13 protein-coding genes and 4 pseudogenes are annotated in these 18,615 nt (G+C 75.1%); 3 read left to right on the top strand and 14 right to left on the bottom strand.

Features of this window, described 5'->3' with window-relative positions; all coding sequences use genetic code 11:
• On the bottom strand, positions 1-1,247 hold a 1,247-nt coding region (locus MCBG_RS33770; RefSeq protein WP_223201115.1), incomplete at its 3' end, for a condensation domain-containing protein.
• A 23-nt stretch (positions 1,248-1,270) separates the two neighbouring features.
• On the opposite strand from MCBG_RS33770, the gene MCBG_RS33775 reads away from it, so the two are divergent.
• Positions 1,271-1,510 (top strand): hypothetical protein, encoded by a 240-nt coding sequence (locus MCBG_RS33775; protein ID WP_223201116.1) that lies wholly within the window; start codon positions 1,271-1,273, stop codon positions 1,508-1,510.
• Here MCBG_RS33775 and MCBG_RS33780 read toward each other — a convergent pair whose 3' ends face one another.
• From MCBG_RS33780 to MCBG_RS06930, 11 genes and pseudogenes are all read right to left on the bottom strand, one after another.
• Entirely contained in the window at positions 1,511-2,890 is a 1,380-nt protein-coding gene (locus tag MCBG_RS33780) for an amino acid adenylation domain-containing protein (RefSeq protein WP_223201117.1), read from the bottom strand.
• A 256-nt stretch (positions 2,891-3,146) separates the two neighbouring features.
• Positions 3,147-4,538, bottom strand: a pseudogene (locus MCBG_RS31540) (polyketide synthase); the annotation flags it as partial.
• The gene (locus MCBG_RS33785; protein WP_304413300.1) at positions 4,535-5,149 is read right to left on the bottom strand and encodes a phosphopantetheine-binding protein; all 615 of its coding nucleotides are present in this window, start codon (positions 5,147-5,149) and stop codon (positions 4,535-4,537) included. The pseudogene MCBG_RS31540 and the gene MCBG_RS33785, both read right to left, overlap by 4 nt.
• A gap of 91 nt (positions 5,150-5,240) precedes the next feature.
• Positions 5,241-6,269, bottom strand: a pseudogene (locus MCBG_RS33790) (AMP-binding protein); the annotation flags it as partial.
• Positions 6,270-6,287: 18 nt separating this feature from the next.
• The gene (locus tag MCBG_RS33795; RefSeq protein ID WP_223201118.1) at positions 6,288-6,902 is read right to left on the bottom strand and encodes a hypothetical protein; all 615 of its coding nucleotides are present in this window, start codon (positions 6,900-6,902) and stop codon (positions 6,288-6,290) included.
• Positions 6,899-8,253 (bottom strand): annotated as a pseudogene (locus tag MCBG_RS35060) (DUF6002 family protein). Before MCBG_RS35060 ends, MCBG_RS33795 begins: the two are co-directional and overlap by 4 nt.
• The gene (locus MCBG_RS06910) at positions 8,250-9,401 is read right to left on the bottom strand and encodes a hypothetical protein (RefSeq protein ID WP_043324774.1); all 1,152 of its coding nucleotides are present in this window, start codon (positions 9,399-9,401) and stop codon (positions 8,250-8,252) included. Before MCBG_RS06910 ends, MCBG_RS35060 begins: the two are co-directional and overlap by 4 nt.
• A complete protein-coding gene (locus MCBG_RS31060) occupies positions 9,382-10,212 on the bottom strand; it encodes an FkbM family methyltransferase (protein WP_223201119.1) in 831 nt (276 codons plus the stop codon). Before MCBG_RS31060 ends, MCBG_RS06910 begins: the two co-directional genes overlap by 20 nt.
• A 575-nt stretch (positions 10,213-10,787) precedes the next feature.
• The gene (locus tag MCBG_RS06920; protein ID WP_223201120.1) at positions 10,788-12,335 is read right to left on the bottom strand and encodes an amino acid adenylation domain-containing protein; all 1,548 of its coding nucleotides are present in this window, start codon (positions 12,333-12,335) and stop codon (positions 10,788-10,790) included.
• Positions 12,332-13,294: a class I SAM-dependent methyltransferase gene (locus MCBG_RS06925; RefSeq protein WP_223201121.1), complete on the bottom strand. Its 963-nt coding sequence runs from the start codon at positions 13,292-13,294 to the stop codon at positions 12,332-12,334. The genes MCBG_RS06920 and MCBG_RS06925 overlap by 4 nt, the downstream gene beginning before the upstream one ends.
• A 212-nt stretch (positions 13,295-13,506) precedes the next feature.
• The gene (locus MCBG_RS06930; protein ID WP_223201122.1) at positions 13,507-14,271 is read right to left on the bottom strand and encodes a thioesterase II family protein; all 765 of its coding nucleotides are present in this window, start codon (positions 14,269-14,271) and stop codon (positions 13,507-13,509) included.
• 294 nt (positions 14,272-14,565) lie between these two features.
• On the opposite strand from MCBG_RS06930, the gene abc-f reads away from it, so the two are divergent.
• Entirely contained in the window at positions 14,566-16,203 is a 1,638-nt protein-coding gene (abc-f, locus tag MCBG_RS06935; RefSeq protein WP_043324776.1) for a ribosomal protection-like ABC-F family protein, read from the top strand.
• 16 nt (positions 16,204-16,219) lie between these two features.
• Here the strand turns inward: abc-f and MCBG_RS06940 are convergent, their stop codons facing one another.
• Both MCBG_RS06940 and MCBG_RS06945 read right to left on the bottom strand, forming a co-directional pair.
• Positions 16,220-17,242, bottom strand: coding sequence for a sensor histidine kinase (locus MCBG_RS06940; RefSeq protein ID WP_043324777.1), 1,023 nt, complete (start codon positions 17,240-17,242; stop codon positions 16,220-16,222).
• Positions 17,239-17,932, bottom strand: a pseudogene (locus tag MCBG_RS06945) (response regulator transcription factor). The gene MCBG_RS06940 and the pseudogene MCBG_RS06945 overlap by 4 nt, the downstream one beginning before the upstream one ends.
• A 102-nt stretch (positions 17,933-18,034) precedes the next feature.
• Between MCBG_RS06945 and MCBG_RS06950 the strand changes: the two are divergent.
• Positions 18,035-18,598 (top strand): DM13 domain-containing protein, encoded by a 564-nt coding sequence (locus MCBG_RS06950; protein ID WP_043324779.1) that lies wholly within the window; start codon positions 18,035-18,037, stop codon positions 18,596-18,598.
• Positions 18,599-18,615: the final 17 nt, after the last annotated feature.

Raw genomic sequence — 18,615 nt, forward strand, 5'->3', positions numbered from 1 at the left:
GCGGGCACCGGCACCGGCTCGGCGGACAGTCCGGCCAGGTCCAGCCGGGGTTCGTCGAACGTGTACATGTTGAACAGCACCTGCACCAGCGGGCTGCGGTCGAGCAGGCCGCCCAGCCCGAGGCCGCCGACGATGCGTTCGACAGGCGCCTCCGGGTGGGCGAGCGCGGCGAGCAGTTCCTCCCAGGCGGCGCGGACGTGCGCGGCGAAGCCGGCCCCGGGCGTCCGGCGCAGCCGCAGCGGCGCGATCTCGATGAAGAAGCCGACCATCGGCTCGAAGTCGGCGGCCCGCCGGTCCACGGTGGGTGTGCCGACCACCAGGTCGGGCAGGCCGGTACGCCGGGCCAGCACCAGCGCGAACGCGGCGAGCACGGCGGCCGCCGGGGTCGCGCCGAGCCCGGCGGCGAGGTCGTTGAGCGCGGCAGTGGCGGCCCGGTCCAGCCGGGTACGCACCGTCGCGCTGGTGTACGTCTGTTCGGCCGGCCGGTCCCGTCCACCGGGGAGCCGCAGCACGACCGGCGCCCCGGTCAGGTGGTCCAGCCACCAGTCGAGGTCGGCGGCGGCGCGACGCCGGGCACGGTCGGCGCGCCAGGCCACGTAGTCGCCGTACGTGGCGGGCAGCGGCGGCAGCGGCGGCCCGTCCCCGAGCGCGGCCCGGTACGCGGCGGCCAGGTCGGCGTAGAACAGCGACTGCGACCAGCCGTCGAACACGGCGTGGTGGGCGTAGACGGCCAGCACGTGCTCGCCGTCGCCGGTGCGGATCAGCTCGGCCCGCCACAGCGTGTCGGTGCCCAGCGCGAACGGTGTGGCGGCGCTCGCCGCGAGGTGGCCGGCGAGATCGGTGCCCGGGGCGAGGTCGCGTACCGGCAGCGGCACCGGTGTGGACGGGTCGGCGACCGCGTACGGCACGCCGTCGCGCTCCGGGATGCGCCAGCGCAGGATCTGCTGCCGGTCCGCGACGGCGGTGAGCGCCGTGGCGAGCGCCGCCACGTCGAGCGGGCCGGTGATCCGTTCGGCGAACGCGACGTTGTACGCCGACGCGGCGGCCGGGAAGTAGCGGTCGAGGAACCACAGCCGCTGCTGTGCCGGGGACAGCGCCGGTGGCCGTCCCCGGACGACCGGGGCCGGGCCGGTTCCGGCGGCGGCGTCGGCGCGGGCGGCGATGCCGCGTGGCGTCCGCCCGACCAGCACGTCCTCGATGGCGAGGTCGCGGCCCAGCCGCTCGCGCAGGTCGGCGACCAGCCGCATCGCGGTGTTGGCATCCCGCCCTGGTGGAAGAAGTCGTCGTCGCGGCGTACCCCAACACGTCCAGCAGCGCCGCCCACGCCTGCGCGACGAGGCGTTCGGTGTCGGTGGCGGGCGGCTCGCCGGACGGCACGGGAGCCGGTCCGGCGACGTCGAGCGCGGCCAGCCGCTCGGTGTCGATCTTGCCGTTGATGGTGATCGGCAGCGCGGGCATGGTGTGCATCCGGGCCGGTACGGCGGCGGGCGGCAGCAGCCGGGCGCAGTAGTCACGCAGCTCGGCGGTGTCCAGGCCGGTCGCCACGTACGCGACGAGTTCCTGACCGCCGGCGCCGGCGCGGACCCTGGACGCTGGCCAGGTCGACGTCCGGGTGGCGGCGCAGCACCGCCTCGACCTCGCCCAGCTCGATCCGCTGCCCGCGGATCTTCACCTGCCGGTCGGCCCGGCCGAGGAACTCCAGGCTCCCGCCCGGCAGCCACCGGGCCAGGTCACCGGTGCGGTAGAGCCGCTCCCCGGGCTTTCCGGAGAACGGGTCCGGGAGGAACCGTTCCGCCGTGCGGGCGGCGTCGAAGAGGTATCCGCGGCCGAGCCCGGGCCCACCGGCGAGCACCTCGCCGATCTCCCCCGGGCCGACCTCGCGCAGCTCGTCGTCGACCAGGTGGATGCGGTGGTTGGCGGCGGGCCGGCCGATCGGGATGGGCCGGGTCCAGTCGCCGCTGCCCTCGAACCAGGTCACCAGCACCGTCGCCTCGGTCGGGCCGTACACGCTGACGAAGCGGCGCCCGCCGGCGGTCCAGCGGCCGACCTGTTCCGGGCCGGTGGCCTCGCCGCCGGTGACGACCAGCCGCACGCCGGGCAGCCGGACCGGGTCCAGCAGCGGCAGGATCGGCGGCGGCAGCACCACCACGTCGACCGCCTGCTCGGCACAGATCCGGTAGAGCCGGGTCGGGTCGGCCCGCTCGGCGTCACCGGCGAGCACGACGGTGCCCCCGGCGGCGAGCGGGGCGAGCATGTCGACCACCGACGCGTCGAACCCGATCGAGGCGAACGCCAGGCACCGGGTCGCCGTGTCGAACCCGGAGAACTCCGCGATCGAGGTGACCTTCTCGGTCAGCGCCCGGTGCTCGATCACCGCGCCCTTCGGCTGCCCGGTCGACCCGGACGTGAACATCGCGTACGCGGTGGTGCCGAGCGTCGCCGGTGTCGGCTGCCAGGGCGCGGTGCCGGTGGGGACGTCCAGCACGGTGCGTCCGGTGAACGCCTCGGCGGCGGGCGTACCCACGACGACGCGCAGCCGGGCCTCGGCGGCCAGCTCGCGCAACCGCCCGGCCGGCAGCGCCGGGTCGAGCGGGACGTACCCGGCGCCGGCCGCCTGCACGCCGAGCAGCGCGACCACCAGGTCCGGGCGACGGTCCACGCAGACGCCGACGAGGTCGTCCGCGCCGATGCCGTGGACGCGCAGCGACGCGGCCAGCGCGGCGGCCCGGCCGACCAGGCCGGCGTAGCTGAGCGTCAGGTCGCCCTGCACCACGGCCGGGGCGCCGGGACGCCGCCGGGCGTGCGCCGCGACCAGGTCGGGCAGGCACACCTGCGGGTAGGGCAGCTCGGGACCGACCTGCTGGTCGCGCTGATCGTCGCGGACGGTCATCGTCGTGCCTCGATCCAGTGCCGGGTCCGCCGGAACGGGTAGCCGGGCAGCGGCACCCGCCGGCCCGGCGGGACGGCCGGCTCGTCACCGGGCGCGCCAGGCGCGGACTGCGGCGTCGTCGGAGGCCGGGTCGCCCGCCGCGAGCGCGGTCAGCCGGCGCACCGCCTTCCCCCGCGTCGGCGCAGGCGACCGCGTCCCGGTACGCCAGCCGCCGCCGTCCCACCGCGAGCGTGTGCGCCACGTCGGCCACCGCCAGGTCGCCGTCGGCCAGCCGGAGGGCCAGCCGCCGGGCCAGTTCCCGCAGCGCCGCCGGGCTGCCCGCGGACAGTCCCAGCACCACCGGGCCGGGTGCCCCGGCGTCCGGCGCGTCCGTCGCGGGCGCCGGCTCGACCAGCACGTGCGCATTGGTGCCGCCGAGACCGAACGAGCTGACGCCCGCGCGCCGCTCCCCCGTCCACGACCGGGTCTCCGCGCCGACTTCGGCACCCGCTGCGGCCAGGTCGACGTCGTCGTGCGCGCCGGTGAAGTGCGCGGTACCCGGCACCTGCCCGGTGCGGACCGCGTACACGGCCTTGATCAGGGAAATCACGCCCGCCGCGGCGTCCAGGTTGCCGAGGTTGCCCTTCACCGAGCCGAGCAGCAGTGGGCCGCGGGCGCCCCGGCGTACCCGGGCCAGCGCGTCCACCTCGATCGCGTCGCCCACCGGGGTGCCGGTGCCGTGCCCCTCCAGGTAACCGACGTCGGCCGCGTCCCAGCCGACCGACGCCAACGCCTCCGCCAGCACCGCCGCCTGCCCGGACACACCCGGCACGGTGAAGCCGGGCCGGGCGGCGCCGTCGTTGTTCACCGCCCACCCGGCGAGCACCGCGTACACGTGGTCACCGTCGGCGCGGGCGTCGGCGAGCCGCTTCAGCACCACCGCCCCGGCGCCGTTGCCGAACACCTGCCCGGTGGCGGCGGCGTCGTACGGGCGGCACACCCCGTCGGTGGCCAGCAGCCCGCCCGGCCGCAGCCGGTAACCGGCCTGCCGCGTCGAGACCACCGCCGCGCCGCCCGCTATCGCCACGTCGCAGCGGTAGTCCAGCAGGCTCTGCCCGGCCTGGCACACCGCGACGAGCGAGGTCGAGCAGGCGGTCTGGACCGCCACGGCCGGGCCGGACAGCCCCAGCGCGAACGCGGTGCGCGTCGGCAGATAGTCGCAGCCGGAGCCGGTCAGCGCGTCGTCCCAGTCCTCGGCGAGCGTGCCGGCCGCCGGGGCCAGCGCGGGGTTGCCGAGCAGGTGGTGGTGCAGGTAGCGGCTGGGCGCGCATCCGGCGAACACGCCGATCTGGGCCGGGTCGCGGTCCGGGTCGATCGCGGCGTCCTCCAGGGCGTGCCAGGCGACCTCCAGGAACAGCCGGTGCTGCGGGTCGAGCAGCGCCGCCGCCGCGGCGGGATAGCCGAACAGGTCCGCGTCGAAGCCCTCCAGGTCGTCGAGCCGGCCGAACGCCGACACCCAGTCCGGTCCGCCCGGCGCGCCCTCCCCGGCCGGGACCCGGCGCACCGAGTCCACCCCGGACAGCAGGTTGCGCCACAGCGCCGGTGCGTCGTCCGCGCCGGGCACCCGGCAGGCCAGGCCCACCACCGCGATCCGGTCGTCCTCGCTCACGCCCGTCCCTCCCCGCCGCCGGCGGCCCGCGCGGCGGCACGGCGGGCCATCCGGCGTCCGGCCGCGGTCAGCCGGCCGTCCTCCGGTACGCCCGCGGCGTCCCCGGCCGTCTCCAGGTACGCGGCCAGCGCCGCCACCGTCGGGAACTCCACCAGCCGGGCCAGCGGCACCCGGCGGCCGAGGTGTTCCTCCAGGTACCCCTGCACCAGGGCGAGCTGGAGCGAGTGCCCGCCCGCCTCGAAGAAGTTCACCAGGCGGCCCACAGTGGTCAGTCCGAGCACCGTGCGCCAGCCCGCCGCGATGGTCTGCTCGACCGGCCCGGCCGGCGGTCCCCCGGCATCCGGGCGGCCGGCGGCCGGCTGCCCCGCGTGCGGCCCTCCGGCGTCCGGGCGGCCGGCGTCCGGGTCGGGCAGGGCGGCCTGGTCGAGCTTGCCGGTCGGGCCGATCGGCAGCTCCGGCACCGCCACCACCGCCCGGGGCACCATGAAGTCCGGCAGCACACCGGCCAGCCGTTCCCGCAGCGCTCCCGGCTCGACGACCGTACCGGCGGCGCCGACCACGTACGCGACGATCTCCTGCTCGCCCGCGCCGGACGCACCGCGTCGCGCCACCACCGCCGCGTGGGCCACCCCCGGCAGCGCCCGCCAGGCACGCCTCGATCTCGCCCAGCTCCACCCGGTAGCCGCGGATCTTCACCATCCGGTCGCCGCGGCCCAGGTAGACGAGCGTGCCGTCGGGCAGCCGCCGCGCGATGTCACCGGTCCGGTACGCGCGCACCCCGTCGTGCTCGGTGAACCGGTCCGCGGTCAGCTCCGGCAGGCCCAGGTAGCCGAGCGCGACGTGCGGGGTCCGCACGACCACCTCGCCGGTGAGGCAGGCGGGGCGTCCGGCCGGGTCGGTGAGCACCACCTCGACGCCCGGCAGCGGGTGCCCGATCGGCACGACTGCCCGCCCCGGGCCGGCGTCCGGCGGCAGGTGGTGCTGCGCGGCGAAGCTGATCTCGGTGGTGCCGTACCCGTTGACGAACACCACGCCCGGCGCGAACGACCGCCGGGCCAGCGTCACGTCGTGCCGGGTGACCTCCTCGCCGCCGAGGACGACCGCACGGACCGACGGCAGCCGCCCGTGCTCGCCGAGGCTCGCCATCACGTACCGGAAGACGGTCGGGGTGGAGTGGTAGACGGTGACGCCCCGGCCGGCGAGCGCACCGGTGAGGTGGCCGAGGCCATGCGTGCGGACGTCGACCGGGACGGCGGCGGCGCCGGACAGCAGCGCGCCGAACGTGTCGGTGACCGCCATGTCGTAGCCGAACGAGGTGAGCACGCTCGTGCGGTCGTCCGGCCGGACGGCGAAGTTGCGCACGTGGTTGCGGACGCCGAACAGCACGTTGCGGTGGCTCTGCACCACGCCCTTCGGCTTCCCGGTGGACCCGGAGGTGTAGAGCACGTACGCCGGGTCGTCCGGGCGCGCGGGCCCGGCCGGCACCGGCACGCCGGCCTCGCCCCGGCGCAACGACACGACCGGCAACTCCAGCCCGGCGGCGGCCGCGAGCGTGGCGGCGCGCTCTTCGTGGCCGGGGTCCGCGACGATCGCCCGGACGCCTGCGTCGCGCAGCATCGCGGCCAGCCGGGCCGCCGGGTACGCCGGGTCCAGCGGCACGTACGGCGACCCCGACGCCAGCGCCGCCAGGATGCCGGTGATCGTGGCGACGCCGTGGCGGCACAGCACCACAAAACAAAAACCGTGACGTCACCCGGAAAAAGCCAGCGCTTCAGCGGTCGCGGCGACTGCCGCGCCGAGTTCCCGGTAGGTCACCGTCGCGTCGTCGGCGAGCACCGCCGGCCTGTCCGGGTACGCCCGCACCGCCGCGGCGAACGCGGCCGGGATGGTGTCGCCGCGGACCCGATCGGCCTCGGTGCCGTCGCCACCGTGCAGCCGCCACAGGTCCGGCGCCGGACGCCGCTCGTAGCGGGCCGACGGCAGCAGCCCCGCCGACGAGGCGTCCGGGTCCAGCGTGGACAGGACGTCGGCCAGGTCGGCGCGGAGGTCGTCGGCGTACGCGGCGGGCAGCCCGGAGACGGTGACGCCGGCCAGGTCGGGGCTCACCTCGACGGTGGCGTCGACCGGGTGGTCCGGCGGCGCCGGGCACAGCGACCGGCACAACTCCCGGATCGGCGCGTCGGCGGTCAGGTCGAGCGTCACCGGGGCGTCGCCGTGCCGCAGCGTCACCGCGGGGGCTCCGGTGTACCGGCGTACCACCAGAGCCGTGGCGGTGAGGACGACGGCGGCCGGGTCGACGCCCGCGGCGCGCGCCCCGGCGGCGAGCCGCGGCGGCAGGCCGAGCGGCTGCGGAGACGGGCTCACCGCTGGTCCAGGACGGCGGCGACCACGTCGGCGAGCGTGGACACCTCGGCGTCGGCCTCGGCGATCCGGAAGTCGTCGCAGTAGCTGCCGGTGCCGTGCACCACGATCTCGTACCCGGCCGGCACCAGGCCCCGGTCGACGGCGTTGCAGACGCCGGTCAGCGCCATCAGGATCGACCACTCCCGCAGCCGGGCCGGGTCCTCGGGCAGCGTCAGACCGGCGGCGGAGAGCCACTGCCGGGCGACCGGATAGCGCCGCACGCACTCGCGCCGCGACACCACGATGCCGTCGCCGCCGTGCCGTTCGATGAGCGCGTTCATGGCCGGGGAGGTCACCGGGCGATGGGTGTAGAACGTCGGGTCGAGCACCTCGGCCGGGTCGTCGGTGACGGCCGGGAAGCGCAGGTCGGCGTCCTGCGTCCAGACGCCCCGGCTCTCGTCAAGCGTGTACGCCGGGCAGTGGTCCCGCTCGAACGAGCCGTGGCGCAGGCTGAGCACCATGTCCGGCGTGCCGAGGTGCTGCACGAGCAGGAAACCGGGCCGGTCGGCCGGGTCGGCGTCGCCGGCCGCTTCCAGCACGTCGCGGCCCAGGTTGTAGCCGAGCAGGCCGAACGCGCTGGACACGGCGTGCGCGTGCCAGCGGGAACCGGCGGTGGGCGACACGTCGGCTTCGAAGGCGGCCCGGGCGGCGTCGGCGACCAGGTAGTTACGCAGGTCGAGCGTGTACCAGAGGGTGACGCCGCGCTTGTCGTACGCGGTGGCCGCGTACTCGTCGACGAACGCCCGGCCGAGCGCCTTCACGCCCTCCGGGTCCGCGCCGGTGTACCGCAGCAGCGGTTCACCGCACGGGTCGCGGGATCGTCGGCGAGCGCGTCGTGGCGGAACTTGTGCCGGGTCGCCGCCGGCGCCAGAACCACGATGGACAGCTGCTCCGGGGTCACCAGCCCGGCCGCGTACGCGCGGGCCACCGAGTCGCGCAGCGCGACGCCCTTGTTGCCGGAGGTCGGGGTGACGATGCACAGCCGCTCGCCGGTACGCCGGATGTGCTCCACCGCGCGGGCGACGATCACCATCGAGGCGAACGTCTTCGTGGTCCGGGTGCCCGGGTTGGCGGTCAGGTCGAGCATCGTCAGGTCGTGCCCGCCGTAGTGGCCCAGCGGGGACCAGCTGACCGTGGCGGCGGCGTAGAACTCGCGTACCTGCGGGGTCAGCTCGGGCAGGTCGAAGCCGGGCGCGAAGCCGGGCGTGCCGGGCGCGTCGCCGGGGGCCGCGCCGCACCGGCGCACCGCCGACGCGATGACGTCGTAGTAGTCGGTGATCATGTTGCGGGTGGCCGGGGTGGTCACGGTCATCGGGCTTCCTCCAACACACTCCGGGCCGGCGCCGGCGGCACCGTTCGCAGATGGTCACGCAGGGCGGTGAACCGGCAGGCGATCTCGGGCAGCTCGCTCGCGTGCCAGCCGCCGGCCAGGTCCGGCCGGTACGCCGCCAGTGCCGCCCGGGCGCGCTCCGGGTAGCGGACGTGGCCGCCGCCGACCTCGACGCCGTCGCGGCGTCCGGCGGCGGTGTTCCAGGCGACCGCCTGCGCCATGGGCAGCTCGGCCGGCAGCCGCAGCTCGGTCCGGCCGCCGGTGAGCCGGACCGGATAGCCGCCCGGCAGTCCCAGTGGCCCGGGCAGGCTCGCCGTCACCTCGTCGCCGGTGGCGAGCGCCGCCACCAGGGCGGCCCCGGCGTGCCCGGCGAGCGCGTTCAGCTCCGGCCGGGGCAGCGCGCGGTAGCCGGCGAGCAGCCCGGTGACGTCCGGGACGGGCCGGCCGTCCAGCCAGGCGCGTACCTCGGCGGTGTCCTCGTCGTCCGGGCCGGGCGCGGCGAGGTGGGCGTGGTGGCCGAGCACCGCCAGGCGGCGCTGGCCGGGACGGCCGAGCGCGGCGTCCAGGCACGCGGCGAGCGTCGCCACGTTGCCGATGCCGCAGCGCACCGGCAGGTCCCGTGCGGCGAGCAGCGGGTTGACCGCGTCCGGGAACGCGCCGTTGACGAGCGTCGCGCCGGGCGCGCCGCAGGCCAGCGCGGCGGCCAGCCGGGACACCAGCTCGGCCTGCAATGCCAGCGTCACGCCGAAGCCGGCCGCGGCGATCAGGTCCGTCCAGGCCGACGGCGCCGCCGCCCGCTCGTACGGCGACTGCGCGGACGCGGCGCAGACCAGCACGTCGGGCCGGAGCCGGGCCATCGAGGCGGCGTCGGCGGCGTACCCCTCCCCCGGGTCGGCGCCGGGTTCGGCGGTGAACGGCCGGGCGGTGACGGCGACGGGGGTTCCGGCGACCGTGGCGCGCACCCGCGCGGCGCGGGCGAGCGCGAGCGCCGCGTCCGGGTCGCGGGCCAGGACCGTCACGCGCAGCGGCGCCGGGGTGGGCGTCGCGGCCAGGGCGTGGCACAGCGAGCGGGCCAGCCGGCCGGCGCCCACCACGACGACGTGCCGCGTGTCAGCGGACCGGGCTGACATCGCGTCCCGCCTCCGTGACCCGGTCGACCCAGTCGGCGAACGACCCGGCGCGCAGGCAGCTCGCCGGGGACACCTCCAGCCCGGCCATCTCCCGTACCCGCAGCGCAATCCGCAGCGCGGTCAGCGAGTGCCCGCCGAGCGCGACGAACGTGTCGTCGTCGTGCACCGCGTCGACGCCGAGCGTGGCCCGCCACGCCTCGCGCAGCCGGTCGGTGAGGGCGCCGTCGCCGGGTTCCGCAGCAGGCCCGGTAGGCCGGGGCGGTGGTGGTGGCAGCTCCAGCCGCGCGACCTTGCCGTTGGGCAGGCGGGGCAGCCGGTCGACCAGGACGATCTGGTCCGGGCGCATCGCGGGCGGCAGCGCCGAGGCCAGGTAGCCCTGGAGCAGCCCGGTGGTCAGCAGGTGGTCGGCGGGCTCGTCCCGGGGCGTCGCCGCGGGCGGCGGGTCCTGCGGCCGTACGGCGTAGACGTAGCTGACGTCGGCGTCCGCGCCGACGTTCCAGTCGCCGATGTCGTTGACCTCGAACCCGGCAGCGCACAGCAGCTCGCGCACCAGCGGGGTGGTCACGCTGCTGCGCTCGACCTCCAGGCAGACCTGGCGGATGCGGGGCCAGTGCTCGGGGCGCAGCCCGCGCAGCACGCTCAGCTCGGCGCCCTCGGTGTTGATCTTCAGCAGGTCGACGCGGTCCAGCCCGAAGCGGTCCAGCAGGTCCGACAGCGTCACCGTCGGCACCACGTGCGCCACCGGGGCGAGGCGGCGGCGGGCGTCCGCGAGCAGCGCCGCCTGTTCGGTCTCGTCGGCGTCGCCGCCCACCGTTGCGGTAGTGCGACCGGACCAGGTCGGAGGCGACGCCGGCCCGGTCGGCGCCGAGGCCGGACAGGTAGCTCAGCTCGGGGAACGAGGTCAGCTCGGCGGTGCCCGCCGCGTCGGTCACGGCGGCCTCGACGACCGACGCCGACCCGGCGTAGAGGCCGAGGTTGGCGCGCAGGTACGGCAGGGCGTCCGGGTTCGGTTCGACCGCCACCAGTCGCACGTCGCTAGATCGCATAAAGTGTGACCCTTAAATTAAGCGGAACCAACCAAATTTTAAATTATATGAAACGTCGAGTAAAAAATTTGTAGGTGCTGTAGTCAGTTGCGGCGTCGGAGCTGTCCGGCACCGCGGTCCGTTAACTGAGGGTGAGTCAGGATTGAGCATGGGGGTTGCTATCTCCCCTGTCGGCCTTGTGACCGTAGCCCCATAGAGTTAGCGAGTTCCGTGTAATAGACAGGTGATATTACATCGGCTATGGTTGGTCGCCATATTTTGGATGTAACCTCCGTACGGATACACAAATTTCGTAAGCCAGACTGCTTTCAGGCGTGGTCCGTTGTAAACATCGGATGTGTTACCGATATACGTCATGGCGCCGTCGCCGACGCGGACGCCGAAGCGGGCGTACTCGTGTCTGGTCGAAGATCTGCCGGTAGAGGAAGACCGCCTCGTCCGGCGACGCCGCGGTGACCGCCATGCCGTTCGGCAGCGGGAAGCGCGGCAGCCCGCCGACCGCCGGGGCCTGCCGGGGCTGCGGCACGACGTAGCCGACCAGGCGGGGGCCGTCGTCGGTGTCCGGGACCGTCACCACCACCGCGTCGTGCACGGCGGGATGCTCGCGCAGCACGGCGGCCACCTCGCCCGGCTCCACCCGGACCCCCCGGATCTTGACCTGGTCGTCGGCCCGGCCGCGGAACTCCAGGAAGCCCTGCGGCGCGATCCGCACCAGGTCGCCGGTGCGGTAGAGCCGCGCGCCCGGCCACGCCGGGTCGGCGCGGAAACGTTCCGCCGTCCGCTCGTCGTCGCGCAGGTAGCCCAGCCCGACCGCGACCCCGCCGATCCACAGCTCGCCGGTCCCGCCCTCGGGCACCGGGCGCAGATCGTCGTCGAGCACGTGGGCGGTGACGCCGTCGATGATCCGGCCGATCGGGGCGATGCTGCCCGGGTACGGCTCGGCGCAGTCCCAGTAGGACACGTTGATCGACGTCTCGCTCGGGCCGTACCCGTTGAACAGCCCGCACGGCAGCACCTCGCGCAACCGCCGGACCAGCCGCATGTCCAGCGCCTCGCCGCCGCACAGCACCCGCCGCAGCGTGAGGCAGCCGGCGAACTCCGGCTCGTCGAGCACGTGCCGCAACATGGTCGGTACGAAGTGCGCGGTGGTGACCGCCTCCCGCTGGATCAGCCGGACCAACCCGAGGCTGTCGAACTGCAGGCCCGGCCCGGCGACGACCACGGCGCCGCCCGCGATCAGCGGGGAGAGGATCTCGTGCACCGACGCGTCGAATCCGATCGACGCCTTGTGCAGCACCCGGTCGTCGGCGCCGAAGCCGAACCACTCGTGACCCCAGGCCAGCCGGTTGACCAGCCCGGCGTGGTGCAGCACCACGCCCTTCGGCCGGCCGGTGGAGCCGGAGGTGAACAGCACCAGCGCGGCGTGCTCACCCGGCGGCAGCCAGCCGGTGCGATCGGTCAGGTCGGCCATCGACCCGGCCCGCGCGGTACGCACGTCCCGCCACCCGGTCGACGCGGGCGCGGCGACGGCGGGCGGACGGTCGGCGTACAGGACGAGCCGGGGCGCGGCCGCCGCGAGCATCTGCTCGGCCCGGCCGGAGGGCAGCTCGGGGTCGACCGGCACCGCCACCGCGCCCACCGCGAGCGTCGCCAGCAGCGACGTCACATAGTCGGCGGACCGGTGCAGGTAGAGACCCACCAGGTCACCCGGCCGCACGCGGGCGCGGCGCAGCAGCTCGGCCGTCGCGCCGACCCGCTCCCACAGCGCGGTGTAGCTCAGCTCGCCGTCCGGGCCGACGATCGCGGGCCGGTCGCCGCCGGCGCCGGCGGGCCGGTGCACCAGGTCGATCAGGTAGCGCGGGCCGGTCAGGTGGCTCGGGCCGGTCACGGCGCTACCTGCGTCCTCGTCGCGACCGCGACGATCGCCATCCGGGGCACCTCGGCCACGAACTGCCCGTCGGCCCGGTAGACCAGCGGACGGGCCGGCAGGTCGTCGCGGCCGATCCCGGCCAGGTAACGGGTGTGGTCGAAGTGGCGGGTCAGCAGCTGCCACACCTCGTCGTCGGTGAGCGTCGCGAAGTAGTCGCGCACGCCGTACATGTCGCCGACGTAGTCGCGCATGCCCGCGGACGCGGACTCGGCGCTGTCGGCGCGCACGATCAGCGGGTCGTACAGGTCGAGGACGCGTACCGGCAGCCCGGCCGCGGTGAACAGGCCGGTCAGCTCGGCGCGGCTGAAGTGCCGGTAGTCGTGGCCGCCGGCGGCGTGCGGGTGCACCACTTCGCCGAAGAACCCGGCCATCGGGCTGGACTCGTCGAAGTCGTGCAGCACGATCCGGCCGCCGGGTCGGACCACCCGGGCCGCCTCCGCCACCGCCTGCGGCCGCCGGGCCGCCGGGATGTGGTGCGTGCCGTACGCCAGCAGCACCGCGTCCACGCCGGCGTCGCGCAGGAATAGGAAGTGCGCGGCCTGGCGGACGGCGGGCAAGCCGTGGGCGAGCGCCTTGTCGACCATGTGGCCGGACAGGTCGCCGGTGATGAATGCGAGTTTGGACTCGAAGCAGGCCGACTGGCTGCCCGCGGCGCGGGCCACCGTGCCGTCGCCGCCGAGTACGTCGAGGATCAGCGTGACCGGAGCGGCTGCGTCCGGCGTGGCGAGGTCCAGCAGCCGCCGCATACCGGTCCAGCGGACGAGCGTGTCCCGCTGAGCCCGGCGATAGGAATCGCCCCGGCCGGTGGAGTCGGTGTCGAACTCGCTGACCGTGCCGGCCAGTTCCGCGAGGGCCGCGTCCGCGCCGGGACGGCCGAAGTCGAGCAGCTCGCGCAGTTGCGGGTGGAGGGTCGCCACGGTGTGCAGGTAATCGCGTAGGACCAGGGACGGAAGGTACGGCCGGCTCATGAACACCTCGGCGCACGCGACAGTATGCCGCCTCGTCAGCGACGTCCCTTCGGCGAACGGATGGCGAACTTTAACACCGCTTCTCGGCCACTCACCAGGTCGAATACCGGACATTGTGGAAGGTCCGGCGCGGGTACGAGTCCTTACCTGCTCTTTGTCGCTTATTCCGCCACAGGGGTGTGACTGGCGACGATGTGTCGCATTAGGTCGATGATTTCCGGCAGATGGTCGGTAAGGAAGAAGTGCCCGCCGGGAAACACGTGCCATCGCGGCTCGGTGACACATTCCCGGGCCCACCCCGCGGCCCGTTCCGGGTCCACGTGCTCGTCCCCGTCGCCGAGCAGCACGTGCACCGGCACCTCCAGCGGCGGCCCCTGGCGATAGGCGTACCGCTCGGACAGCGCGAAGTCGGCCCGCACCCCGGGCAGGATCAGCTCCATCAGGTCGCGGTCGGCCAGCAGCGCGGCCGGCGTGGCCTCGAAGTCGCGCAGCGCGTCGATGAGACCGGCGTCGTCCAGGTCGTGGACGCGCCGCCGTACCAGCCGGGTCCCCGGCGCCTCCGCGCCGCCGACCAGCAACGCCAGCGGTGCGGGCGCGCCCCGGCGGCGCAGCTCCCGGGTCACCTCGAACGCCACCAGCGCCCCCAGGCTGTGGCCGAACAGCAGGAACGGCCCGGACGCCCGCTCGGCGACGGCCGTCGCCAGCGCGTCCACCAGTTCCGCGAGGTCGTCCACCGGTGGCTCGTGCAGCCGGGCGCCCCGGCCCGGCATCAGCGCGACCTGCACCGACAGCTCCGGCGCGGCCAGTTCCCGCCACTGCGCGAAGGAGGCGGCGACGCCGCCGGCGTACGGGAAGACGAACACCTGGGCGTCGCCGGTCGAGGATCCGGCCGGCCCGAACCAGCGGCTCGCAGTCACCTGGGACATGGCCAGGAGCATAGGGCGCACGGCGCGGCGGACCGCCGCGCGGACGCCGGTCCGGCACGCCCGCGCCGGGCACCGGCCGGTGCTACGGTGGACCAGGCGCACCGGCGAGGCCGTCCGGGCGCGAAGATCGCACAGGGAGACCAGACATGGCGGGTGACGACGACATCTCCGGGTGAGACCGGACATGTGACCGACCACAGGCAGGCGCCGTGGTCGTGTCGTCGTACCCCGAGACCGTGTCCCCCGCCGGGCGGCTGAGGTCCGCCCGCCCTCATCTTCGAGGTCGTCTTCCTGATGTCCGATTCCTTCGTCGTCTGCTCGAACCTGACCTTCTCCTGGCCCGACGACACTCCGGTCTTCCAGAACCTCTCCTTCACCCTCGGCGCGGGCCGGACCGGCCTGGTCGCGCCGAACGGCGCCGGCAAGAGCACGCTGCTCAAGCTGATCGCCGGTGAGCTGCGGCCCGCCGCCGGGTCGGTCACGGTGCACGGTGTGCCGGGCTACCTTCCGCAGAGCCTGCCGCTGTCCGGCGACCTGACCGTGGCGCAGGTGCTGGAGATCGCCCCGCTGATCGCGGCGCTGCACGCCATCGAGTCCGGCGACGCCGACGAGCGGCACTTCACCACCATCGGCAACGACTGGGACATCGAGGAGCGCACCCGCGCCCAGCTGGACCGGCTCGACCTCGGCGACCTCGCGCTCGACCGGCGGCTGGACACCCTCAGCGGCGGGCAGGTCGTCTCGCTCGGCCTGGCGGCGCAACTGCTCAAACAGCCCGACGTGCTGCTGCTGGACGAGCCCACTAACAACCTCGACCTCGACGCCCGGCACCGGCTCTACGACGTGCTGGAGCAGTGGACCGGCTGCCTGCTGCTGGTCAGTCACGACCGGGCGCTGCTGGACCGGATGGACCGCATCGCCGAGCTGGACCGCGGCGAGGTGCGGTTCCACGGCGGGAACTTCACCGCGTACGAGGAGGCGGCGCGCGCCGCGCGGGAGGTGGCGGAGAAGAACATCCGCAACGCCGAGCAGGACCTCAAGCGGGAGAAGCGGGAGTTGCAGGAGGCCCGCGAGCGGGCGGCCCGCCGGGCCGGCAACGCCGCCCGCAACCTCAAGAACGCGGGGCTGCCGAGGATCGTCGCCGGCGGCATGAAACGGGACGCGCAGGTGGCCGCCGGCAAGGCGAACGAGATGCACTCCGGGCGGGTGGACGACGCCCGGGCCCGGCTCGACGAGGCCGAGCGGGCGCTGCGCAACGAGCAGAGGATCTCGGTGGACCTGCCCGCCACCGAGGTGCCGGCCGGGCGCACGCTGCTCACCGCCGAAGGAGCGCAGATCCGGTACGGCGACCGGCAGCTGTTCGCCACAGGTGGCGTCGACCTGACGATCCGGGGACCGGAGCGGATCGCTCTGCTCGGCGGCAACGGCGCGGGCAAGTCCACGCTGCTGCGCCTGATCAACGGCGACCTGGAACCCGAGCAGGGCCGGATCACCCGGGCCGACGGCCGCATCGCGTACCTGTCGCAGCGCCTCGACCTGCTGGACTCCGACCGTACGGTGGCGGAGAACCTGGCCGCGTTCGCGCCGCAGGCCCCGGACGCGCAGCGGATGAACCTGCTGGCCCGCTTCCTGTTCCGCGGCGCGCGGGCGCACCTGCCGGCCGGGGTGCTCTCCGGCGGCGAGCGGCTGCGGGCGACGCTGGCCTGCGTCCTGGGCGCCGAGCCGGCCCCGCATCTCCTGCTGCTCGACGAGCCGACGAACAACCTCGACCTGCTCAGCGTCGCGCAGTTGGAGAGCGCGCTGAACGCGTACCGGGGGGCGCTGCTCGTGGTCAGCCACGACGAGCGGTTCCTGGTCGCGATCGGGGTCGAGCGCTGGCTGCGGCTCGCCGACGGGCGCCTGACGCAGACCGGTCCCCCGGACGCCGCCTGACCGGGCGCGGCGGCTGTCAGGCGGGCGGGAGGCGGACGACGAACCGGCAGCCGCCGGTGACGTTGTGCGCGTGCACCCGCCCGCCGTGCGCCTCGACCAGGCCGCGCACGATCGCCAGGCCCAGCCCGCCACCGGCCGGCGCCGGCTGGTCCGCGCCGGCCGGTGTGCGGGCCCGGGTCCCCCGGAACGCCACGTCGAACACCCGGGGCAGGTCCGCCTCGGGGATGCCGCCGCAGGTGTCGGAGACGGCGAACCACACGTCGCCCTCGTCGTGGCCGGTGTCGACGCGCACCGTGCCGTCCGGCGGCGTGTACCGCACCGAGTTGACGAGCAGGTTCGTGACGACGCGGGCGAGTTCGGCCTCGCCGGCCCGGACCGTGGGCCAGCCGGTCTCCGGGGCGAGCACACGCACCCCCCGGTCGGCGGCCAGCGGCGCGGTGGCGGCGATCGCGTCGGAGACGACGTCGCCGAGCGGCACCGGGGACAGCGCGGGCCGCAGCGCGCCCGCGTTGATCCGGGACAGCTCGAACAGGTCGTCGACCAGGCGCGTCATCCGGTCGGTCTCGACCCGGACCCGGTGGTGGTACTCGGCCACCGTCGCCGGATCGTCCACCACCCGGTCCTCCAGCGCCTCCGCCATCGCCCGCAGGCCGGCCAGCGGTGTCCGCAGGTCGTGGGAGACCCAGGCGACCAGTTCGCGGCGGCCGGCCTCCAACTGCCGTTCCCGCTGCCGGGCCTGGTCGGCCCAGACCGCCGCCCGCGCCAGCCGGCGGGCGAACGCCACACCGACGGCCAGGCTGACCGCCGCGGACGCCGCGACCGTCACGAGAACCACCTGCAGGTCGTGCGCGGACAGGAACATGGCCTGCGCGACAGCGGTGACGCCCGCCGTCACCGAGGCGATCGTGACCGCGAGCAGCACCGCGATGTGCGCGAGGATCGACCGGCGGCGCACCAGCCGCAGCGCGCCCACGCCGAGCGCGCCGACGACCGCGCCGGCCAGCAGGGCGTAGGACCCGATGACCAGCAGCTCGCTCACCGGGACCCCAGCGGCTCGTAGCGGTAGCCGACGCCCCACACGGTGACGATGCGGCACGGCTGCGCCGGGCGGTCCTCGATCTTCTCCCGCAGCCGCCGGACGTGGACGGTGACGGTCGACTGGTCGCCGAAGCGCCAGCCCCACACCCGGTCCAGCAGTTCGGCCCGGGACCACGCGCGACCCGGGTTCGCCAGCAGGAACGCGAGCAGGTCGAACTCCCGCACGGTCAGCGCCAGCGGCTCCCCGCCTCGCTCGGCGACCCGCCGGCCGGCGTCGACGGTCAGGTCGCCGTCGCGCAGCACCCCGGCCGGTCCCCGGTCGTCGCGCGCCGTGCGCCGCAGCACCGACCGGATGCGCAGCACCAGTTCCCGGGGGGAGAACGGCTTCGTCACGTAGTCGTCCGCGCCGACCTCCAGCCCGGCGACCCGGTCGGCCTCGTCGCCGAGCGCGGTGAGCATGACGACGGGCAGCCCCGGCAGCCTCCGCCGCAGCCGCCGGCACACCTCGATGCCGTCGAGGCCCGGCATCATCAGGTCGAGGACCACCAGGTCGGGCGGCTGCTCCCCGGCCGACGAGCGCGTCCGCCCCGTCGAAGGACAGCCGGACCGGGTAGCCGTCCTGTTCGAGATAGCGGCGGACGACGTCGCTGACCGTCCGGTCGTCGTCGACGACGAGCACGTAGCGCTCCATGGGCCCGACGCTACCCATCGGCGTCCCGGCGCGGCGGCCCGCGGTCGGGCCGTAAGCGGACGGAAAGATCCTCCGGCCGGGAACGGCCCTACGGTTCACGGCATGGGCAGAAGACGTGTGGTGTTGTCGGTGCTCGCCGTCGTGGTGGTCGCCGGTCTCGGGGTGAGCCTGTACCTGTTCCAGCCGTGGCGGCTGGTGACCGACCGCGAGGTGCGCGAGGCGCTGCCGTCGGTGACGGAGCCGCCGACGGCCGGCACGAGCGGCCCGCCGGTCACCGGCGGGCCGCCCGCCGACGTGGTCCTGGCCGCCGGTGACTTCGTCACCCACGAGCACGACACGTCCGGCCGGGCGCAGCTGGTCCGGCTCGCCGACGGCCGCCGCCAGTTGCTGCTGCGCGGCCTGAACACCTCCGACGGCCCCGACCTGCGGGTCTGGCTCACCGACCGGAAGGTGCAGCAGGGCCGCGCGGGCTGGCAGGTGTTCGACGACGGCCGCTGGGTGGAACTGGGCCGCCTCAAGGGCAACATCGGCGACCAGGCGTACGACATCCCGGCGTCGGTGGACCTGGACGGGCTGCGCAGCGTGTCGATCTGGTGCAAGCGGTTCGCGGTGTCGTTCGGCGCGGCCCCGCTGGCCGTGGCGGGGACGGGATCGGCGCCGGCCTGATCGGCGCGTCAGCCGCG

Origin of the sequence: Micromonospora sp. M42 (assembly GCF_000568915.1) — a bacterium.
Taxonomy (GTDB): Bacteria; Actinomycetota; Actinomycetes; order Mycobacteriales; family Micromonosporaceae; genus Micromonospora; species Micromonospora chalcea.

Bases quoted from the DNA above. Each gene is read 5' to 3' on its own strand.
- MCBG_RS06910 (WP_043324774.1), bottom strand. From the start codon at position 9,401: ATGTCAGCCCGGTCCGCTGACACGCGGCACGTCGTCGTGGTGGGCGCC.
- MCBG_RS06930 (WP_223201122.1), bottom strand. From the start codon at position 14,271: ATGTCCCAGGTGACTGCGAGCCGCTGGTTCGGGCCGGCCGGATCCTCG.
- MCBG_RS33780 (WP_223201117.1), bottom strand. From the start codon at position 2,890: ATGACCGTCCGCGACGATCAGCGCGACCAGCAGGTCGGTCCCGAGCTG.
- abc-f (WP_043324776.1), top strand. From the start codon at position 14,566: ATGTCCGATTCCTTCGTCGTCTGCTCGAACCTGACCTTCTCCTGGCCC.
- MCBG_RS06950 (WP_043324779.1), top strand. From the start codon at position 18,035: ATGGGCAGAAGACGTGTGGTGTTGTCGGTGCTCGCCGTCGTGGTGGTC.